The sequence below is a fragment of the Nostoc sp. GT001 genome (genome assembly GCF_030382115.1).
Taxonomy (GTDB): Bacteria; Cyanobacteriota; Cyanobacteriia; order Cyanobacteriales; family Nostocaceae; genus Nostoc.
In genome coordinates this window covers 2,103,182-2,123,595 of the sequence record NZ_JAUDRJ010000003.1, presented here as the reverse complement: position 1 = coordinate 2,123,595, position 20,414 = coordinate 2,103,182, and the positions used below count along the sequence as shown (strand labels likewise).

Here is a 20,414-nt window from a genome sequence, read left to right as displayed (position 1 = left end):
ATTCATAACTCCTAACTCTCAACTCCTAACTCCTCTAACCGCCGCAGTTGAATTTGATGCAGGCGTGGCCCAACAATCGATACCACGGTGAATTCGAGATTTTGATAACAAAATATTTCGCCTTTGGCCGGAATTTTCTGTAACTCATACAGCAAAAATCCCCCTAGTGTTTGGTATTCTCTGGTCAGGGGCAAATTGAGATGCAAAACTTCGTTGAGGTCTTCGAGGTTGATTTGTGCTTGCACCAAAAATTTTTGCTCACCTAACATCTGAATCAGTAAGTCTTCACTGCTTTCAAGGTCGCTGGGATCGCCAATAATTTCGGCAATGACATCTTTGATTGTCACTAGTCCCACAGTACCGCCAAATTCATTCACTACCATGACCATAGCGGGTTTCTCTTGCTGCATCATGGGCAAAAGTTCACTCAAGGGCGTGTGTTCTGGAACAAACCGGGCGGGACGCATCCAAGGTTGGATCTGTGTCTCTAAACTGAGCTTTCCGACTGCCAAAGGTTGTGCCAAATCTTTAAAATAAACAATACCGCGAACATCGTCTAAAGATTCACCAATCACGGGATAGCGAGAGTAACCAGTAGAAGCCATTTCCCTGAGTAATGTCTGGAAGCTAGCATCTTTTGGCAGTGTGATAATACTGGTGCGCGGGATCATCACATCTTGCGCCATGACATCCCCAAACTCGAAGACATTATTGAGCAATTCTCGCTCTGCACGCTGTAAACCAGTAGATCCCCATTCTGTAGAGATGATCAGTTGCAATTCTTCGGGAGTTACAGGCGGTCGCCAGCCTTGACCTGTGTATTGGATGCCAAAAATTCGTAATAAAAAACGAGTTGATTGGTTAAGAATCCAGATAAAGGGGCCAAAAAAACGCACGATCGCTTTTACCGGAGGCCTCAAAAACCTCGCTAGCTGTTCTGAGTACAGCATGGCTAAGGATTTGGGGCATAATTCTCCAATCACAATTTGCAAATAGGCAATTAAGAAAAAGGCGATAGGAATTGATAGGGAATGGGCGAGGAAAGTAGTCATCCCACTGGGTAAAGCCCAGGATCTTAACCAGGCATTCACCAGCACAACAATCGTACTTTCGCCAATCCATCCCAGTGCCAAACTAGAGAGGGTAATGCCTAACTGGGTGGTAGATAGCAGTCGGTCAATACTGCGTTGTAACATTTCTACAGCGATCGCTGGAATATCCCCAGCCTTAACTAGCTGGTGAATACGCGATCGCCGCACGCTCACCATCGAAAATTCCGCCGTCACAAAAAAGGCATTTATGGCAATCAGTAGTAGCACTGATAACAACCGCAGCGCCACTTCTATCAAACTTAAATTAGGAAAACCACTCACCGCCAAAGCTCGTGTAAAACTCACGCCCTCCATTTAGGGGGATTGGGGAGTTAGAAAGGGTATAGGTTACAGGGTAAAGATTATTCCCTATCACCTGTCACCTCTTCCCTAATCCCAATGCCCAATGCCCTTTCTACCTTTCTACAGGAATATTCGATGCCTCTAGCTTCAATTGTTGAGCGGGATAATCAGTGAGAGCAAGTGATATTTTCTTGACATCATCAAGTAAAGCTGTCGGAATGCTCACTGTACCTGAAAATGCTGGCCCATTTACAGGCAATTCTGTTGGTAAACCCTCTGTACTTGCACTCAGGGTTCGTCCTTTGTCATCGGTAACATCTAAAAAACTATACAGGAAGCGCACAGAATCCTTACCTTTGTTCTGCATTTTCACTTTCAGTAGTAAATCACCACCAGAGTAGCGAGCAGATTGCACAGTCATTGTTACACCCTGACTTTGGGCTGTAACTGGAAAACCTGGTAGGGGCTTTTCTTCAACTACTTCTGGGGGTTTTTCCTCTGGCTTCTGCTTGCTGCTATTGGTTTCTTCATCATCTTCTTCTGGCTTTTCCGATTTAGCGGCTTTGGTCTTACCCTCAATTCGCGCCTTGACAATTTTCAGAATTTCTTCTTCTTTTAATAGCACCAGCCCTCCCTGTTGGGAGTTATTTGCCTTATTGCTGGCAAATTTAGTTGTGGGACGCCCATCTGGTGTAGTCACGCCTTTAAGTGCTGAACTCCCCAGTTCAAAGCCTAAAAACGCGCTCACAGAGCTGGCTCCCATCATCAGAATTAACAAAATCAAAGTAAGAAGTACAGTAGAATTTATTTTCATCGCTGACAAGCTATCACAATAGAATGCTGGTCTATTTAAGAATAGTGAAGCTTTTGACCTCAATCCTTAAAGGAACTTAATCAATATTAGTTTGCACTATATCTATGATCAAATTATGTAGTATAAAAATCTAATAAACTATTGTCCAGTATTCACACGTGGTAAATTTGTGCTATATTCATGGAATTGGCTAAACTCAGTGCGTGAAGTATTTTTCTCGCTCTAAAATTAGTAAATAAGGTTGAGCTAAGAGTTTAAGTAATTTGCTCGTAGCAACCCACAAACCAAAAAAACAAGCGCCTTTGGCCGATTGGGGAGGCAACGAACTCATAATTCGTCTTCAGGCTGGTTCGATTCCAGCAGGGCGCACTAAATCATCACAAAGTAGCAATAGAGGGCATGGGGCATTGGGCATGGGCACTTATATTGAACATTGCTGAAGTGTTGGTTAGTAATCATTCTCCCCTGCTCCCCATTCCCTACTCCCCAATCTTAACGAGATGGTAAAGTTTCAAACCTGAATTCAGTTCCTACTTTGAGTTTGTTGCTATAGCGAGGAGACATCATCAGCGATGTGTCATAAGGATTTGGTAAATCAGGAGTACGAATATAAGGATCGTTGCCAACTTGCTGAGTCAGGGCATCATGATATAAAGTATTAATCAAATTAGCGTCGCGGGCAATTTCATTTTCTGGAAAGGAACCACCGAAACTAGAACCAGATCCGAGAAATGAGTCTAGCTGACGCTTGAGGCCGCCATTTTCGTAGAAATTGCGATCATGACGAAAATAAGCTCGTTCAAATACATCATTCATCGTTTCAGAATTGGGTGTTGCCGTTTGGGCAGATGCAATAGAGGGAAAAGCAATACCAGCAGCAAGCAGCACCAATAAACCACCAAGGGTTTTAAATTTTATACGCACGTTTCTGACTCCTCAACTTTTGCTTTGGGCGAATCTTAATTTATGCTGAAGTTCAGAACTCTGATGAGTTCAACCTTTGGTGTAGCACAACTTTTAATGTTTTGTAATGACGTATCCTACTGAAACTCTTACCCACTCAGATATTTGGGCAACCACTTCTGATTTGACCACTTTACGCCACAAGTTACTAGATTTATTTTGCCAACTTGCTTATCAAGAGGGTGATTTTCTCCTATCTTCTGGGCTGCGTAGTTCTTATTACGTCAATAAGACACAGGTAACACTCCATCCTCAAGGCGCTTTAGCAGTCGGACGATTACTATTTCCTTTATTACCTGTAGATACACAGGCTGTAGGTGGTTTAACAATGGGAGCCGATCCAATTGTGACAGCAGTGAGTATAGTTTCTGTTTATGAAAACCGCCCAATCCCAGCGCTGATTATTCGCAAAGAAGCCAAGGGTTATGGGACAAGAGCTTATATAGAAGGCTCCAGTTTACCAGAGGGTGCAAAAGTAGTAGTTTTGGAAGATGTAGTCACAACTGGGCAATCTGCTCTAAAAGCGGTTGAGCGTCTTAAAGATGCAGGTTATACCGTAAATCAAGTAATTTCACTGGTAGATCGACAACAAGGGGGAGGTGAGTTGTACCAGTCAGGGGGATTGAAGTTTGAAACTTTGTTTTCGATTCAGGAAGTTCAAGAACGCTACCGACAACTTGCAAATTCATCAACAAAAGGAGATAGATAAATATGCAAGCAACAGTATCCACAGAACTAACACAAGAAAAAGTCGAGAAAGCTGTGAGCGCAATTCTTGAAGTACTAGGAAAGCCAGAAAATGATTTACACCACAAAGCGTTAACAGCTTTTCAGGGTGGCGATCATCAAACTGTAAAGAGACTGGCATCTACAAACTTGAATGATGATTATTGCAAAGCTTTGGGATATCTGGGAGGAGCGCTGAAGCTGACTCCAAACACCGATACTATTTTGGCGGAATCAGCTCGTAGTGCCGCTGAATTTGTCAAAGAAAAAGCATTGCAGCACCTTGGGATTAAGATCGCTGATGCTTTGAATTAATCAATGCAAGTGCCAGGCGATCGCTTTTAGGACTTACGCGCGAGTTACAAAATAACGAACCGCAGAGGCGCAGAGGACACGGAGAAATCAGAGTTTAAGAGATGTTTTGCGTAAGTCCTAGCTTTAAATAAATCAAAAAAAAACTCCTGAAGAAATAAGTCAAATCCTCTTCCCTTCTGCCTTCTGCCTCCTGCCTTGTTTCTTGAAAGCACCGCACTGGCGGCGTTTTCCGCCCGTTATGGATGAAAGAAACAATAAGCATGGGCGCATGGGCGAAATACCAGATACATTTATAAGTATCCTGACAGTTAAAACCGTACCCACAATAGTGTATTAAAAAAAGCCTGATTGAAAGCATGGTTCTGGGTTGAATGGTTATGGCATTGGTGAAGGAAAATTTTCCTATCCCGTTTCAGAGATTATCTACATATAACCAACCCAGGTCAGGACATATTGGAATGATCAAACTGGGGTGCCAAGATGAAATTGCCAATAAACCAAGATCAAAATCCATTTAGTGGTCAAGAACAAAGGCTAGAGTCATCTAATGCTTCACATTTAGCGCAAATAAATGAGAATGCGGCAGGAATTGACTTGGGTAGTGCAGAACATTGGGTGTGTGTTCCGCCTCTGAGAGACGAGAAAAATGTGCGGCGATTTGGATGTTTTACCCCAGATTTGATGGCAATGGCTGATTGGTTGAGTCAATGTGGCGTAACATCTGTAGCAATGGAGGCAACAGGAGTATATTGGATTCCGGTGTTCCAAATTTTGGAAACCAGAGGGTTTGAGGTCAAACTGGTAAATGCTCACCATTTGAAAACAGTGCCAGGACGTAAAACAGATGTCAAAGACTGTCAATGGTTACAACAGTTACACACCTATGGGCTATTGTCTGGCTCTTTCCGCCCAGAAGATCAAGTTTGTATCTTACGTAGTTATATTCGCCAAAGAGAATGCTTGATTAAAAGTGCTGGAACTCATTTGCAAAGAATGCAAAAAGCACTGATTCAAATGAATCTACATTTACATCAAGTGATTAGCGATATTAGTGGTTTAACTGGAATGACAATTATTAAGGCAATTGTCGCTAGTGAACGAGACCCACAAAAGTTAGCTGCCCTCAAAGACCCTAGAATTAAAAGTAGTAAAACAGACATTGCTAAAGCCCTAACTGGAGACTATCGTCCAGAACATTTGTTTGTCCTCAATCAAGAGTTAACCCTTTATGAGGTTTATCAACAACAGATAGCTGCCATAGATAAAGAAATTGAAAAATGTTTAAATACGTTTGAAATTAAAGTACAGGATGAACCACCTCCCAGCAAGCGAAAACGCAGAAAAAAGCCCGTAGGCAATAATCCCAATTTTGATTTACGTAAATATCTTTATCACATTTCTGGCGTAGATTTTACCCTGATTGATGGCCTTGATGTTTTGACTGTGCAAACCATTTTCTCAGAAGTTGGATTAGACCCCAAACGATTTCCCACTGTTAAGCACTTTACCTCATGGTTGGGTTTATGCCCTGGTCAAAAAATTACTGGTGGTAAAGTCAAAAGTTCTCAGACTCGTCGAGTTGTTAATCGTGCAGCTTCGGCTTTTCGGATGGCTGCTTTTTCTCTAACTCAAAGCCGTTCTGCTTTGGGTGCTTTTTACAGGCGTTTACGATCGCGCTTGGGTGCTCCAAAAGCCATCACCGCTACTGCCCATAAATTGGCACGCTTGTTTTACCAAATGTGGGCGACTGCTGGGCAATATACCGACCCTGGTATGGACTACTATGAGCAAAAATATCAGGAACTGATTCTCAAAAATCTCAGGAACAAAGCTCATGCTCTTGGTCTTGAAATTGTCCCAATTTCTCCAGAGCAGCAAAATACTCTATCCTCTCCTACCCTTGCTACATAAGCTTTACGCAAAGTGTTTCTTCAGAGAGGGATTACTTCATCGGTAAGGTGAGGGTGAACCCTGTTTGACCAGAAGATGTTGAGTCAAGAGTAAGGTCGCCACGATGTGCCCTGGCAATTTCTCGGGCTAGGCTCAGTCCTAGTCCGATTCCTTCTATCTTGCGGTTACGTGAGGGATCGCCGCGATAAAATCGGTCAAAAATGCGCTCGCGTTCACGTTCACGTGCGCCGTAGGCATCGCTTAGGGGAATATCTTTTGATGCATTGACAATGGTGACGTAGAGAGTTGTTGGAGTTTGATGAGCGCGAATCTGTATCCAGCCGTTGGCGAGATTATATTTAATTGCATTACTAAATAGGTTTTGCAAAACTTGAATTAAAAGATCGCGATCGCCTTTTACCCACAACCCATCAGTAAAGTCAGTTTGCACTGTCAACTGGGGAGCTAGCATTTCCACATCTTCTAGCATCTCCATCAGCAACTCAGACATATCCACGTCAACCAGATATAAGCTCATTTTTCCGGCATCTGCTAGAGATAGCAGCAAAAGTTTTCGCATAATTCCACTCAGGCGGCGCACCTCATCTAACAAATTGCTTAAGCGCTGTTGTACTTCACTACCAGGATCGACCTGTTGGAGTGTTCGTTCTAGTTCACCTTGCAAAATAGTCAGTGGGGTTTTTAGTTCATGAGCCGCGTCACCACTAAAGCGGGAAGCTTGGGTAAAACTACGTTCCAAGCGTGACAACATTAGGTTAAACACTTGAATCAGTTCGACAAATTCAACATCAGTTGTCCCAATGGGAATGCGCTGATCTAGCCCTTTGACAGTTACCTGTTGAATTACGCCCGTTAATTGCCGGATGGGACGTAAAGCACCGCCAGAAACTAACCATGCTCCCACCGCAACCAGCAGCAGCGCTCCCGGAATTGAAACCAGGAAGATATTGCGAATGGTAGCCATTTCTTGATCTACGGCTTGCAAGCTAACGGCTATGGCAATCTGAGCATTGGGAAATTTAGCTGCCCCAATGCGCCAGACTGCTGTTGTTGTCTCCTCGGTGATAAATTGAGGTGGGCGTGGACGAATTAGTGGTGGCCGCTCGAAGGATGGATTTGTATTGGAGGGTAAAGGTGGTGGTTCTCTCTTCGGGGACGGTGGTAGAGGCGTAAATTGGAGACGCTTCAGCAACAGACGATTCACCTCAAGATCGGCAGATAGGGAGTTGGATTGATAAAGGATGTTGTTATTTGCGTCCAGCACCACCAGGGCGACAGGGGTTTTTGTATTGGTTCCGAAAGCATAAGATAAGGAATCTTCGTAAAACTGCCATCGCGATCGCTCGCGCGAGTTTTCTCTTCTGGGAAAGGCTGCGCCAATGGGAGGTTCCTCTCGTGGAGGGAAGTTCGGAGTTGCCCGCATCAAGTGATTTAATAGTTCTGCATCCAGGCGGCTAATCTTAGCATTGTAAATCTGAAACCAGGAAACCGCGCCAAATCCGACTAATGTGCTGCCAGCTAGAGCCGCAGACAACAGAGCAATGCGGAGTCGAAAGGAAGGGAGTTTCATGATGATGAATCTGGCTTGCGAAATCGATATCCAACCCCTCGAATACTTTCAATCCAGACTGCTTGATCAAGGGGATCAATCTTTTTACGAATTCGCTGGATACAAACATCCACAACATTGGTGTTGGGGTTAAAGTCGTAGCCCCAAACGTGTTCCAAAATTTGGGTACGAGTGAAAACCCGTCCGGGAGAGCGCATAAGATATTCCAGAAGATTAAACTCGCGGCTGGTGAGTTCTATGGCTTGGCGATCGCAAGTTACTTCCCTAGTGATGCGATCAAGTTTGATCGGCTCAACGCAAAGTAGATTTTGGCGCTCGCTCACACTCCGGCGCACAACTGCATGAATTCTAGCTGCTAACTCTTCCACAAAAAACGGTTTAGCAATATAGTCATCCGCTCCCAAATTTAGCCCTTGCAAGCGATCGTCTAATTCATTCCGAGCCGTCAACAAAATCACCGGAGCATTCCGACCTTGCCGCCGTAATAGTTTTAGAATCGATAGTCCATCTTTTCCCGGCATCATAATGTCGAGTACGATCGCATCATATTCGTTGTCTAATGCCCGCAGATATCCATCATCACCGTTATCGCAGTAGTCTACAACAAATCCCTGCTCCTTTAATCCAGCCCTGACAAAGTTAGCAATTTTCGCTTCATCTTCAACAAACAGAACGTTCACAATTTTTTATTAATTCATATATTCTTCTATTCTAAATTCATTATTTTTTATTCAAATTACAAAACTGTAATTTAGAAAATAGGAAAGCTGTAATTTTGAGGTGGCTCAATTAGAAATATGAACACCCTAGTAGTACGCCAAGGCAACGCAAGCGGGGTAAAGGGGAAGGGGGAAAGGGGAAAGGTTTTTTATCCCTTACCCTTTTATCTTTAACCTTTACCCAACCTCCACCTAACATTTTTAGGTTGGCAGACTACTAGTTTTTGAAGGTTGATTTTTATGAATATTCGTCGAGTCTTAGCCGTAGTAGCGATTCCTTTTTTGATTGGTACATTTGGTTTTGTTGCACCTCATCAGGCAAATGCCGCTAATCCACCTCATCGGAACGCCGAGATTTCACAACAGCCCAACAAACCAGAAATATCTGAGAAAAAACCACAAATCAGACATTCTAAACCCCGTCCACATGAGAAAAAGCGTACTCCCCAACGTCCCCAAGCTCATAATCAAGAAGCAGTTCCAAACCGGGTAGAACGCAATAACCGTTAATTGATGCACCCTTGCATTTCACCTCGCCCTCAGCGGCGATCTCGTCAGAGTATTGTTGTTTCTAAATTACAGTTTTGTAATTTAGAAACAGGGCAAACTGTTATTTTGAGAAGACTTAATTAGAAATATAAACCTTTGGAGATTTAATGATGAATATTCGTAGAGTACTAGTAGCGACAGCGATTCCTGTTCTGGTTGGCACATTTGGTTTTATTTCACTCAATCAAGCAAATGCTGCTAATCAATTCGATCGAATTGCACAAGCGCAACAACCGCCCAACGAACCATCAAACGAACGGCCGCGTCCACCCAGACCTGATTTTGCAGCCGCAGCGACAAAGTTAGGAGTTACAGAAGCCCAGTTAAAGGCGGCGCTAGGAGTTCCAGCAAATCGGCCAAATCCAGGCGATCGCAATCAGCGTCCACCCAGACCTGATTTTAAAGCCGCAGCGACAAAGTTAGGAGTTACAGAAGCACAGTTAAAAGCGGCGTTAGGAGTCCCAGCAAATCGGCCAAATCCAGGCGATCGCAATCAACGCCCACCCAGACCTGATTTTAAAGCCGCAGCAACAAAATTAGGAGTTACAGAAGCACAGTTAAAAGCGGCGTTAGGAGTCCCAGCAAATCGGCCAAATCCAGGCGATCGCAGTCAACGCCCACCCAGACCTGATTTTAAAGCCGCAGCAGCAAAGCTGGGTGTCACTGAACAACAGTTAATCGACGCACTAGGTGTTCCACCTCATCCTCCTGGCAATGCCGGAGCCTCTCCCCAAGAAAACCGTCCTCAACCATAGACCACGGGGTAGGGGCGCAAGGCCTTGCGCCCCTACGACAGGTAAGGTTTTTTCCCCTTTACCCTTTTCCCTTTCCCCCAAAACCCAACAAGTATTGTGTGTGGTTCAAATACATGAAAGATGCTGTATATGATGCTGTATATATAGTGTGAGATTATTTGATTTTTTCTTTCACCAGAACTACTACAATTACTATTGATGCTAGATAATGGGAAGGCTTTGACATTTTCTTGCCAATCTAGCCCGGAAACAATAACTAAGACTTATGCGAACTCACTATTGCGGCGAACTCCGAAAAGAACATATTGGAGAAACTGTTACCTTTTACGGATGGGTAGACCGTCGCCGCGATCATGGTGGTGTGATATTTTTAGATTTACGCGATCGCTCTGGAATTGTCCAAATCGTCAGCGATCCGCAACGCACCCCAGATTCTTACGAATATGCGAACGCCCTGCGAAATGAATATGTTGTCGAAATCACTGGTAGAGTAACACAACGTCCCGAAGAATCGTTGAATACCCGCATCCCCACAGGCGAGGTAGAAATCTACGCCGATAAAATTGAACTACTCAATGCTGTTCGCAAACAGTTACCTTTCCAAGTTTCTGTAGCTGACACCGAAACAGTGCGGGAAGACTTACGGCTGAAATATCGTTATTTGGATTTGCGACGCGAACGCATGGCGCAAAATTTGCAACTGCGTCATCAAATTGTCAAAGCCATGCGTCGTTATTTAGAAGATTTGGAAGGTTTTATCGAAGTCGAAACCCCAATCCTTACCCGTTCTACCCCAGAAGGAGCGCGGGATTATGTTCTACCCAGTCGCGTCAATCCTGGTGAGTGGTATGCTTTGCCGCAATCACCCCAGCTATTTAAACAATTGCTGATGGTATCCGGCTTAGATAGATATTATCAGATTGCCCGTTGCTTTCGTGACGAAGACTTACGCGCTGACAGACAACCAGAATTCACGCAGTTGGACATGGAAATGAGCTTCATGTCCCAAGAAGAAATTATCGAACTAAATGAGAATTTAGTTTGCCATATCTACAAGACAGTTAAAGGCATTGAGTTACAGCGCCCTTTCCCGCGTCTCACTTATGCTGAGGGGATGGAACGCTACGGTAGTGATAAACCAGATACACGCTATGGTTTGGAATTAGTTGATGTCTCAGATATCGTGAAAGACTCTGGTTTCAAAGTCTTTCGGGACACTGTTACCAATGGTGGTATAGTCAAAATCCTCCCCATTCCCAACGGTAACGATGTAATTTCTAATGTCCGCATTAAACCAGGTGGCGATTTATTTAAAGAAGCCAGCGAAGTTAGTGCTAAAGGTTTAGCTTTTATCCGCGTCAGGGATGATGGCGAAATTGACACCATTGGGGCAATTAAAGACAACTTAAGCGAAGAACAAAAACAAGAAATTTTACGCCGCACAGGTGCTAAAGCTGGACATTTGCTATTGTTTGGGGCAGGGGAAGCTGCTACAGTTAATAAAACTTTAGATAGATTACGACAAGCGATCGCTAGAGAATTTAGCCTAATCGATCCAGAAAAAATCAACTTGCTGTGGATTACAGATTTCCCGATGTTCGAGTGGAATGCTGACGAAAAGCGTCTAGAAGCACTGCACCACCCGTTTACAGCACCACATCCTGATGATTTGAGCGACTTAAAAACTGCACGCGCCCAAGCTTATGACTTAATACTCAATGGGGTAGAAGTTGGTGGCGGAAGTCTGCGGATTTATCAGCGAGAAATTCAACAGCAAGTGTTTGAAGCCATCGGTTTATCTCCTGAAGAAGCACAAAGTAAATTTGGCTTTCTCTTAGAAGCATTTGAATATGGTACACCGCCGCATGGTGGCATCGCCTACGGTTTAGATCGTTTGGTAATGTTGCTAGCTGGAGAAGAATCAATTCGGGATGTCATTGCTTTTCCGAAGACACAACAAGCACGTTGTTTGTTAACAGATGCGCCTTCGAGTGTAGATGCTAAACAGTTGAAAGAATTACACGTTGCTTCAACTTATAAACCAAAGTCTTAACAAAGCGCAAGGGGAGCACAGAAAGTTAAAGTAAGCCTTTATAGCTCAGTTCATCTCTAACTCTTCTGTTATGTTTATTATGCTCCCTTTGCCTTTCATCAATTGCTGAACTGTATTCCAATGGAGTCTCTAAACACTCTAAATGTTCTTTTTCTCCATTTTCATAAATATGGAAGTTTTCTTAGCTAATATTAATCATATTGAAAGTGTTTCAGTACTATTTGATCGGTATCGTATTTTTTACAATCAGCCATCAAACCTTGAAGCTGCTAAAGAGTTTCTCAAAGAACGTTTCCAGAATAATGACTCGGTAATGTTTGCAGCTAATGACAATGGGGAATTAGTTGGATTTACTCAGCTTTATCCCAGCTTTTCTTCAGTGTCGATGAAACGAGTATGGATATTGAACGATTTGTATGTGGAAGAGTCGTATCGCCGCAAAGGAATTGCAAAGTTATTGATGAGTGTTGCGGAAAAATATGCAAAAGAGAGTGGAGCCGTTCGAGTAATTTTAGCGACTCAAATTTCTAACATAACCGCGCAAAAACTCTATGAAGCGCGAGATTACATTAAGAATGAAGAGTTTTACCATTACGCCTTACCGTTGCAGTAGTGTGTGTAGTGGCGTGACAAGACTAAAATGTTGCAATAAATTTTCTTGTGGGGCGGGCATCTTGCCCGCCAATTAGGACGGGCTAGAAGCCCATCCCCCAAGAGTTTGCAATTTAGTCTAGACACGCCAGTAGAGTGTGTTATGGCGTAGCGTAACGCACCTAAAATTCGGAATGGTGTGTTACGCTACGCCATAACGCAACGCCAGTTGCTACAACGGATAGTTCAGTGTTAGCGAGTCATCTCCCAAAGGGAGACGCCAAGGCGATAGCGCAGCGTTAGCGAGTCATCAAGCGTCACGAGCGTCGGGAACCTCCGCAACGCACTGGCTCACCTACGTATATTTAAAAAATTAAATATGAGTCCCAGCCTAGAAAAATCGGCGTACCAAAGCAAGTGCATTACAGAAAATAGGCAAAAATACGCCAATGGAAGTAGGCTTGTTACAAAATTGAACATTTAAAAAAGCTCAATTAAAACCCTTACAATGGTTAATTGCTTGATAGAACCTGTTGTATTTGATAAAGTTCAGAGTGCAAATATTCTTTGCATTTAATCTGATTTATTCATTGGCTCTGAATGCAGTTTGCTAGAATTACTACATATTGAAATCTGGAAGAAATCTAGCATTTTATTATGATTATGCGCATTCCCACAATTGCTGCAACCTTTCTGGTTGCTAATCTTAGTATAGGTACACTTTTGAGTATTGCTGCCCCAGCTTCAGCTCAAGAGACAATAACTTGTTCAAGCCAGAATAATCGAAGAAATACTTGTTCGGTAAATACAAGAGGCAGAGTCAGGTTTGTTAGGCAATTATCTAACACCAGTTGTAGAGGAAATTGGGGCTATCGGAGAAATCGTATTTGGGTGAAAAATGGTTGCCGAGCTGAGTTTTCAGTTGGCAATCGCAGAAACGACAGATATGACAGAGATAATAGGAACGACAGATATGACAGAGATAATAGTAACGATAGATATGACAGAAACGATAGATATGACAGAGATAATAGAAACGACAGATATGACAGATAGGAAACTGGGTATTGCATTAATATAATAAAAAAATACTCAGCTACTTCTTGTGAGGTGGGCTTCTCGCTATTAGCGTCAACTTAAGGCAGATGCCCTGTCAAGTCTTTTTTGTGTCTCTTGCTAATGCGATCGCTTCTTTTTTTGTAGAGAAGCGATCGCAGTGCTTATTTTATAGTCGCAGATAAGATAAGAGAGTAACATGCTCCTCACACACAAGTAGCAATGACCTCAACCCTGCGGAAATTTCCCCGTCTCAATGCTCCGACGCTGCACAAGTTGCCCAATGGTTTGACAATCATTGCCGAGCAAATGCCAGTTGAAGCCGTAAACCTCAACTTATGGATAAAAGTTGGCTCTGCTGTCGAACCTGATGCCATCAACGGCATGGCTCACTTTTTAGAACACATGATTTTTAAAGGAACAGAACGACTAGCTAGCGGCGAGTTTGAACGTCGAATTGAAGAACGGGGTGCTGTCACCAATGCCGCTACTAGCCAAGACTATACTCATTACTATATAACTACTGCCCCCAAAGATTTTGCCGAGCTTGCACCACTACAAATAGATGTAGTATCGAATGCGAGTATTCCTGATGATGCCTTTGAACGCGAGCGATTGGTAGTTTTAGAAGAAATTAGGCGTTCAGAGGATAATCCCCAGCGGCGTACATATCGGCGGGCGATGGAGACAGCCTTCGATCGTCTACCCTATCGCCGTGCAGTATTGGGGCCAGAATCGGTGATTGCCGGACTAAAACCCCAGCAGATGCGAGATTTTCATGCTAATTGGTATCAACCGCAGTCAATTACTGCTGTAGCTGTGGGCAATTTGCCCGTAGAAGAGTTAATTGCAACAGTTGCGGAAGGATTTAAAAAAGTTACTCCCAACTCTCCATTGCCCACTACAGACGCGATTAATCGCGTCTCTGCCCACTCGTCACTGAATCCTGAATCACCATTTACAGAAATTGTTCGTCAAGAATTTATCGATGAAAGTCTGCAACAAGCAAGACTAGTAATGGTTTGGCGGGTTCCAGGAATGATGCACTTAGATCGTACCTATGGATTGGATGTTTTAGCCGGAATTTTGGGACACGGACGAACATCAAGACTAGTGAGGGATTTACGGGAGGAACGGGGATTAGTTTCTTCGATTTCTGTGAGCAACATGAGCAACGAGCTACAAGGGATATTTTATATTTCAGCCAAATGTGCAGTAGAAAATTTACCAGTTGTAGAGGATGCGATCGCTCAACACATTAGCAAACTACAAACAGAATTGGTAACAGAATCAGAAATTGCCCGTATAGGGCAGCGAGTAGCTAACAGATTTATATTTGGCAACGAAACACCAAGCGATCGCTCTGGGTTGTATGGTTATTATCAGTCTTTGGTAGGAGATTTGGAACCCGCCTTTAACTACCCAGCGATCATTCAAAGCCAAGATGCAACAGACTTGATGCAAGCAGCCAAAGAGTATCTATCTCCAGATTCTTATGGTGTAGTTTTTGTCAAGCCCTTTTAGAGTTAGGAGTTAAGAGTGAGGAGTTATGAGTAAAAAGCCATGATTGTGACTCCTGACTCCTAACTTTTATTTAGCTCCTTACTTCTAACTCATAACTCATAACTCCTAACTTTTATTCAATCATGTGGACTCAAATCGACGCCCATATTAGCCAGGTTACTGGCGAAAAATTTCAAAGTCAGCAAAGGCGATCGGTTGGTGGCGGCTGCATCAACCAAGGTTATGCTGTCTCTAATGGTGAGATAACCTACTTCGTCAAACAAAACCTTGCATCCCAAGTTGCAATGTTTGAAGCTGAGGCGTTGGGTTTAAAGGAAATGCTAGCAACAGCTAGTATTCGCGTCCCCAAACCAATTTGCTGGGGTACTACTGATAATTCTAGCTACATCGTCCTGGAATGGTTGGAACTTGGTAGCGGTAACAGCAATTCGTGGTTAGAAATGGGACGCAAGTTAGCAGCGATGCACAAAGCCAGCAGCAGTCAAGTTTTTGGTTGGAAAATTAACAATACCATTGGTTCCACACCTCAAATTAATACTTGGACAACAGACTGGACGGAATTTTATATTAAACATCGCCTGGGTTATCAATTTCAGTTGGCAAGGCGGCGGGGAGGTAATTTTCCCCAGCAAGACAAGTTACTAACAGCTATCCCGGAACTATTGGCAAATCATCAGGTGCAACCTTCGTTAGTACACGGCGATTTATGGGGTGGAAATGCTGGGTGTACTGCATCGGGGGAACCAGTGATATTTGATCCAGCAACTTATTTTGCGGATAGAGAAGTTGATATCGCCATGACAGAATTATTTGGTGGGTTCCCAGCAGCATTTTATAAAGGTTACAACGAGGTGTTTCCGTTAGATTTAGGCTATGAGCAGAGAAAAACACTTTATAACCTGTATCACATTTTGAATCACTTCAATTTATTTGGGGGTAGTTACGATTCGCAAGCCAATAGAATGATTGACCAGATTTTACGATAAGGGATGGGGATTGTGGTTGATTGACTTTTTTGGTTGATTACTTTGTCCTGGTGTCACAGACTCGATTGCGAGATGATGGTAGTTTATTTTTGCACAAACTCCTTTATCCCAATCGCATACAAGCTATGACACTCAATTTATATTTACTGCGACATGGAGAAACTACCTTTAGTCAAAGTGGTAATTTCTGCGGTGAAACTGATGCGGAGTTGACAACAGAGGGGATGCAGATGGCATCCGCTTTTGCGGATATTTATCAAAAATTGAAGTGGGAAGGGGTTTATGTTAGCCCGATGAAGCGCGCAATTGCAACTGCCAAGCCATTTTGTGATGCTATCGGTATGGATATGCAGTTGCGTGACGGACTTAGAGAAGGTAGTTACGGCGAATGGGAAACTAAGAGTAAATCGTTTGCCCAAGAGAATTACGCAGAAAACTATGTAAAATGGGTGACAGAGCCAGCTTGGAATGCACCACTAGGTGGAGAAACTGCGGTAGATATTGCTAACCGTTCTATGCCTGTAATTGCTGAAATTCAAGAAAAACATCCACAAGGTAATGTTTTAGTAGTTTCTCATAAAGCTACGATTCGGATTATGCTTTGCAGTTTACTGGGGATTGATTTGGGACGCTATCGCTATCGGGTGAATATTTTGGTCGCGTCGGTAAGTATGGTTAAATTTGACGTTAATGGCCCCTTGTTAGAAATATTAGGCGATCGCCATCATATACCCGATCATATTCGCTCTCGTCCCGGAACATAATATAGCGGTTCTCGTTTGGGTGCAATACAGTCTGACCTCTCTCCAAACCTCTCTCCTAAGAGGAGAGAGGCTTTGAATTTTACTCCCCTTCCAGCAATCAAAAGTTTTTCCGCTTCCCTCTCCTCGTCAAGACTCAACTCCTGGTTTCGATATCGTATAACTGGCAGAGGGTGAGGAGTTTTTGTTTAAGGCGATCGCGGACATTCTCTGGTAATATCACTACACAATCTGGCGCATATTGCATAACTTCTCGCATAAACCAAAATGTACTAGATACTCGCCTAACAACTCGCCGGACTCGCGCTTTATCTGGTATCCACTCATTAATATTGTCTTCTGGTTTAGCTTGATAGGCAAAAGCCAAGCCAGCAAATAGATGCATTTCCACTTCTATCTCAGCCAAACTTCGCCAATTACCAGAAATTGGCATGACAGCAGCTTCAGTAATCCTGTCTAATCGTAAACTCCAGTTGTGAAGCAGTTCTGGGATATCAAAGTTTCCTTCTGTCTCTTCGCACCAGCAATCAAGATATACCCGCTTTTCGTGGGGTGTAACTTTGGCGTGGCGAACGGTAAAATTAAACACACGTTCTGCTGCATCTTGATAGGAAAGCTGAAAGGGCTGTTCGCGCAAGATATAGCGGTCTATTTCTAAACGCCAAGCTGGGGGCAAATTTTCTAATAAACGTTCGATTTCGCCCCGCAACGGTAATGATAATTCGCTGCGTTCGAGAAGTAAGTTTGCAATGATTTGGGCTTGTTCAATTTGCCCGATATCTGTCAAAGCATTGATACATCTATGTAATGCCCTGATGCGTGGTTCTTTCCAATCGTTATTGTTACCGATGAGTAACTTACGTTGAGCGATCGCTTTAATTAACTTAGAGATGTTAGGGTCTTCTCCCCACATCATACCGAATTCACGAGCGATCGCTTCTAGCTCGGCTTTATCGTGTTCTGATATCGACAGTGTAATAGATTGACCTTTTCGACTCATATTTTATACGGACACTTTTATACGGATATATCTTGGCAACTTCTATTTTGCATGGCATTATAGGGAATAACAACGAGTTACGGACAGTTTTTAAGCAAAGTGAAAAACTCGCACCATTGGTGCGAGAAATAGCCTGGAGATGTTTTATACCCATCTAAAAAACTGCAACCATTGGTGGCAGAAATCTGTGGGTAGTATTTCTTAGCACATATATAAAAACTGCCGCCATTGGTGGCAGAAATTGATTAGATTTACTAAGTCTGTCATTCTTTTTGCATAAAATTTCCGATAAACCAAGCATTTACAAGGAATTATCAAAGATATGTCTGAAAATTACAGCATAAATCTCAAACCTGTTTATTCTCAAACCGTCCCTACACCTGATGGGGTGAAATTACCTAAAGATTGGTCTCTTTCTTGGCATCAAGTAGAAACTTTGGAGGCGTTGCGCGATCCAAATATTGATATAGTGTTCAACACTGCTATAACTGGGGATGGTAAAAGCTTGGCTGCTTTTCTTCTGGCTATGACAGATGGTGTGTCCACAATGGCAACTTACCCGACTAACGAGTTAGCGAGAGATCAGGAAAAGCAAGTACAAAAATATAAGGACGAATTTCAACCAAAGAAAAACCCACAGATTTATCGTCTGAATGCAGCTATTCTGGAAGATTTTATCGAAACAAATAAATTACCAACTAAACAGTCTGGATTAACTAATCTTTCCAACCAAGCAGAAATTTTGCTGACTAATCCCGATATTTTTTACTATATTCATGATTTTCGCTATCTTAGGCGTTTTAAAAAAGATGGTAAAACCAAGGGAGAAAACGCCAATAAGCTATTCAGTAAAATAGATGATAACTACAATTTGTTTATATTTGACGAGTTTCATGTATTTTCCTCGGCTCAAGTTGCAAGTATCTTCAATGCAATATTGTTAATTAAGCATACCGTTCCAGGCAAGAAATTTTTGTTTTTATCGGCAACACCAGATGATTTATTGCTAGATTTTTGTGATAAATCTGGCATTAATTATAAAGAAATTAATCCAGCCAAAAAAGAAAAATATTGTTTTTCAGAGAATGGCACGCAATGGCGGCAGATTAGTCAACCAATAACCTTATTTTTTCCGCAAACACTAGAAACTAATTTTTCATCTAGTTATGATTGGATAATAGAAAATTCCGAATCAGTAATTTTAAAGTTTTTTCAAGATTATCCAGGTAGTAAAGGCGCAATTATTCTCAACTCAATTGCTGCGGTTAAGAAACTAGTTAAGCATTTTAAAAATATTTTTAAATCTTTAGACTTAGAGGTTAGAGAAAATACGGGTTTAACTGGTGAGACAGAAAAAGCTGAATCAGTTGCGAAAGCCGATTTACTTATAGGAACATCAACTATTGATGTAGGTGTGGATTTTAGAATTAATTTTTTGGTATTTGAAGGTGCTGATGCAGGTAATTTTATTCAACGCTTTGGCCGGATAGGCAGACACAAAGATTTTCACCCTCATCCTTATCATGCTTATGCTTTGATTCCCAAATTTATTGTTCAAACATTATTCAAACCTGATTCAGACTGTTTGCAAGATGGCAAAACTTACGACCGAGTAACCTTTACACAAGTTATTCGTTCAAGTTACCCATTTGTGAATGAATTTAAGCAATATCCTAAACGCTGGGGTGCTATTCAATCAGCTTGTGTTCATCAAGAATTAAGACGGCTGACTCATCAATATCCCGATGCAGAGAAAAACTTTAAAGAGACTATTGAAAAAGCACTTGATGTAAATATTTGGACAAAATATGGACAAATTAATCAATGTTTACAAGAAAAGAAAAATAAAGTCATTGATGAAGCACGAAGTTTTCGTGGAAGTAGTCAGTTAGATTGTGCAATTTATGATTCAACAAATCCAGAAGAACCAGAAAATGAACGTTTTAAAATTTATAACTTACCGGGTATTCTCAGCAACTTTAAGTTTGAATGGATGGATAGAAAGGAATTTATACAACAAGCTGAAAAATCTAGAGTCACAGCCACTCGTTTTCAAGAAGCTTTATGCTGTTTGAAACTGACTGGCTACCGAGAAGTAAGAGAAGACTGGAAATTTTACTATCTAGAAGATATCAGCGAAATTGCCAAATCTGGTAAAGTACAGGTTCTAAAAGGTTTAGAGATTCGCCAACCCCACGGTAGCGGGATTAATAAAATAAGTGATGCTGTATCGGGTAGGGGTTTAGTATGCTTTCTTTCAGATTGCGATCGCACTTACCTCAGAGCAAAGTTAGGTTTACCTATCCACTTTCAAGCATACTCCTTAGCAGATAAATATAGTAGCGACGATAAGAAGTCACCACCGTACACTATAGCATTTGGTAAATCTGCACTAATGCTGGAAACCTTACTTTGGTTTCAGAAGTCGAAAAAGGATGATGGCTGGATTTGTTAGAAAGTTATATAACATCAAATTTTGGGAATACTAATGCTTGAAGATGATTTGCTTTCTCGAATTTCGATTGATCCAAACATCTGTTTTGGCAAACCCTGCATTCGCGGACATCGTATTTGGGTTTCTTTGATTTTAGATTTATTAGCTGGTGGAGAAAGTATTGAGAGCATTTTAGAGGCGTATATAGGTATAGAGCGAGAAGATATTTTAGCATATATTGCATTTGCTGTTAAGACAATTCAAGATTTATATAGTGAAGATGGAGAATAGAA

Annotated in this window: 19 protein-coding genes, 1 tRNA gene and 1 pseudogene; 15 read left to right on the top strand and 6 right to left on the bottom strand. The window is 42.2% G+C overall.

The features are described 5' to 3' along the window. Positions 1–11: 11 nt before the first annotated feature. Positions 12–1,406 carry a hemolysin family protein gene (locus QUD05_RS11930; RefSeq protein WP_289796229.1) on the bottom strand — a complete coding sequence of 465 codons (1,395 nt, stop codon included), beginning with the start codon at positions 1,404–1,406 and terminating at the stop codon, positions 12–14. 100 nt (positions 1,407–1,506) lie between these two features. Then, positions 1,507–2,208 (bottom strand): hypothetical protein, encoded by a 702-nt coding sequence (locus tag QUD05_RS11925; RefSeq protein ID WP_289796228.1) that lies wholly within the window; start codon positions 2,206–2,208, stop codon positions 1,507–1,509. Between the two features lie 296 nt (positions 2,209–2,504). On the opposite strand from QUD05_RS11925, the gene QUD05_RS11920 reads away from it, so the two are divergent. Next, positions 2,505–2,577, top strand: a tRNA-Ile gene (locus tag QUD05_RS11920). A 123-nt stretch (positions 2,578–2,700) separates the two neighbouring features. Here the strand turns inward: QUD05_RS11920 and QUD05_RS11915 are convergent. After that, entirely contained in the window at positions 2,701–3,132 is a 432-nt protein-coding gene (locus QUD05_RS11915) for a hypothetical protein (RefSeq protein WP_289796227.1), read from the bottom strand. 106 nt (positions 3,133–3,238) lie between these two features. Between QUD05_RS11915 and pyrE the strand changes: the two genes are divergently transcribed. The 3 genes from pyrE to QUD05_RS11900 all read left to right on the top strand — a co-directional run bounded on the left by pyrE (position 3,239) and on the right by QUD05_RS11900 (position 6,123). Next, positions 3,239–3,880, top strand: coding sequence for an orotate phosphoribosyltransferase (gene pyrE, locus QUD05_RS11910; protein ID WP_289796226.1), 642 nt, complete (start codon positions 3,239–3,241; stop codon positions 3,878–3,880). 2 nt (positions 3,881–3,882) lie between these two features. Beyond that, positions 3,883–4,212, top strand: a complete 330-nt coding sequence (locus QUD05_RS11905; protein ID WP_289796225.1) for a hypothetical protein — start codon at positions 3,883–3,885, stop codon at positions 4,210–4,212. 480 nt (positions 4,213–4,692) lie between these two features. Continuing rightward, entirely contained in the window at positions 4,693–6,123 is a 1,431-nt protein-coding gene (locus QUD05_RS11900; protein WP_289794880.1) for an IS110 family RNA-guided transposase, read from the top strand. 31 nt (positions 6,124–6,154) lie between these two features. On the opposite strand, the gene QUD05_RS11895 is transcribed toward QUD05_RS11900, so the two are convergent. Both QUD05_RS11895 and QUD05_RS11890 read right to left on the bottom strand, forming a co-directional pair. After that, positions 6,155–7,693 (bottom strand): ATP-binding protein, encoded by a 1,539-nt coding sequence (locus QUD05_RS11895; RefSeq protein ID WP_289796224.1) that lies wholly within the window; start codon positions 7,691–7,693, stop codon positions 6,155–6,157. Beyond that, complete coding sequence (locus QUD05_RS11890) at positions 7,690–8,373, bottom strand: response regulator transcription factor (RefSeq protein WP_289796223.1); 684 nt, start codon at positions 8,371–8,373, stop codon at positions 7,690–7,692. The genes QUD05_RS11895 and QUD05_RS11890 overlap by 4 nt, the downstream gene beginning before the upstream one ends. Positions 8,374–8,652: 279 nt before the next feature. Here QUD05_RS11890 and QUD05_RS11885 point away from each other — a divergent pair, with 279 nt between their 5' ends. The 9 genes and pseudogenes from QUD05_RS11885 to QUD05_RS11850 all read left to right on the top strand — a co-directional run bounded on the left by QUD05_RS11885 (position 8,653) and on the right by QUD05_RS11850 (position 16,690). Continuing rightward, a complete protein-coding gene (locus QUD05_RS11885) occupies positions 8,653–8,922 on the top strand; it encodes a hypothetical protein (RefSeq protein ID WP_289796222.1) in 270 nt (89 codons plus the stop codon). A gap of 146 nt (positions 8,923–9,068) precedes the next feature. After that, a complete protein-coding gene (locus QUD05_RS11880) occupies positions 9,069–9,716 on the top strand; it encodes a hypothetical protein (protein ID WP_289796221.1) in 648 nt (215 codons plus the stop codon). Positions 9,717–9,981: 265 nt separating this feature from the next. Further along, the gene (aspS, locus tag QUD05_RS11875; protein ID WP_289796220.1) at positions 9,982–11,769 is read left to right on the top strand and encodes an aspartate--tRNA ligase; all 1,788 of its coding nucleotides are present in this window, start codon (positions 9,982–9,984) and stop codon (positions 11,767–11,769) included. A gap of 169 nt (positions 11,770–11,938) precedes the next feature. Further along, positions 11,939–12,382 (top strand): GNAT family N-acetyltransferase, encoded by a 444-nt coding sequence (locus tag QUD05_RS11870; RefSeq protein ID WP_289796219.1) that lies wholly within the window; start codon positions 11,939–11,941, stop codon positions 12,380–12,382. Positions 12,383–13,017: 635 nt separating this feature from the next. Further along, positions 13,018–13,254, top strand: a pseudogene (locus QUD05_RS34020) (DUF3011 domain-containing protein); the annotation flags it as partial. 4 nt (positions 13,255–13,258) lie between these two features. Next, positions 13,259–13,441 (top strand): hypothetical protein, encoded by a 183-nt coding sequence (locus tag QUD05_RS11865; RefSeq protein ID WP_289796218.1) that lies wholly within the window; start codon positions 13,259–13,261, stop codon positions 13,439–13,441. A 197-nt stretch (positions 13,442–13,638) separates the two neighbouring features. Then, on the top strand, positions 13,639–14,940 hold the full coding sequence (locus QUD05_RS11860) for a M16 family metallopeptidase (protein ID WP_289796217.1): 1,302 nt from the start codon (positions 13,639–13,641) through the stop codon (positions 14,938–14,940). 122 nt (positions 14,941–15,062) lie between these two features. After that, positions 15,063–15,926: a fructosamine kinase family protein gene (locus QUD05_RS11855; RefSeq protein ID WP_289796216.1), complete on the top strand. Its 864-nt coding sequence runs from the start codon at positions 15,063–15,065 to the stop codon at positions 15,924–15,926. A gap of 125 nt (positions 15,927–16,051) precedes the next feature. After that, positions 16,052–16,690, top strand: coding sequence for a histidine phosphatase family protein (locus QUD05_RS11850; protein WP_289799941.1), 639 nt, complete (start codon positions 16,052–16,054; stop codon positions 16,688–16,690). A gap of 133 nt (positions 16,691–16,823) precedes the next feature. Here the strand turns inward: QUD05_RS11850 and QUD05_RS11845 are convergent, their stop codons facing one another. Beyond that, positions 16,824–17,687 (bottom strand): WYL domain-containing protein, encoded by an 864-nt coding sequence (locus QUD05_RS11845; RefSeq protein WP_289796215.1) that lies wholly within the window; start codon positions 17,685–17,687, stop codon positions 16,824–16,826. A gap of 322 nt (positions 17,688–18,009) precedes the next feature. Between QUD05_RS11845 and cas3 the strand changes: the two genes are divergently transcribed. Further along, positions 18,010–20,142, top strand: a complete 2,133-nt coding sequence (cas3, locus tag QUD05_RS11840; protein WP_289796214.1) for a type I-D CRISPR-associated helicase Cas3' — start codon at positions 18,010–18,012, stop codon at positions 20,140–20,142. A gap of 33 nt (positions 20,143–20,175) precedes the next feature. Next, on the top strand, positions 20,176–20,412 hold the full coding sequence (locus tag QUD05_RS11835; protein WP_289796213.1) for a DUF433 domain-containing protein: 237 nt from the start codon (positions 20,176–20,178) through the stop codon (positions 20,410–20,412). The last annotated feature ends 2 nt before the right edge of the window (positions 20,413–20,414 follow it).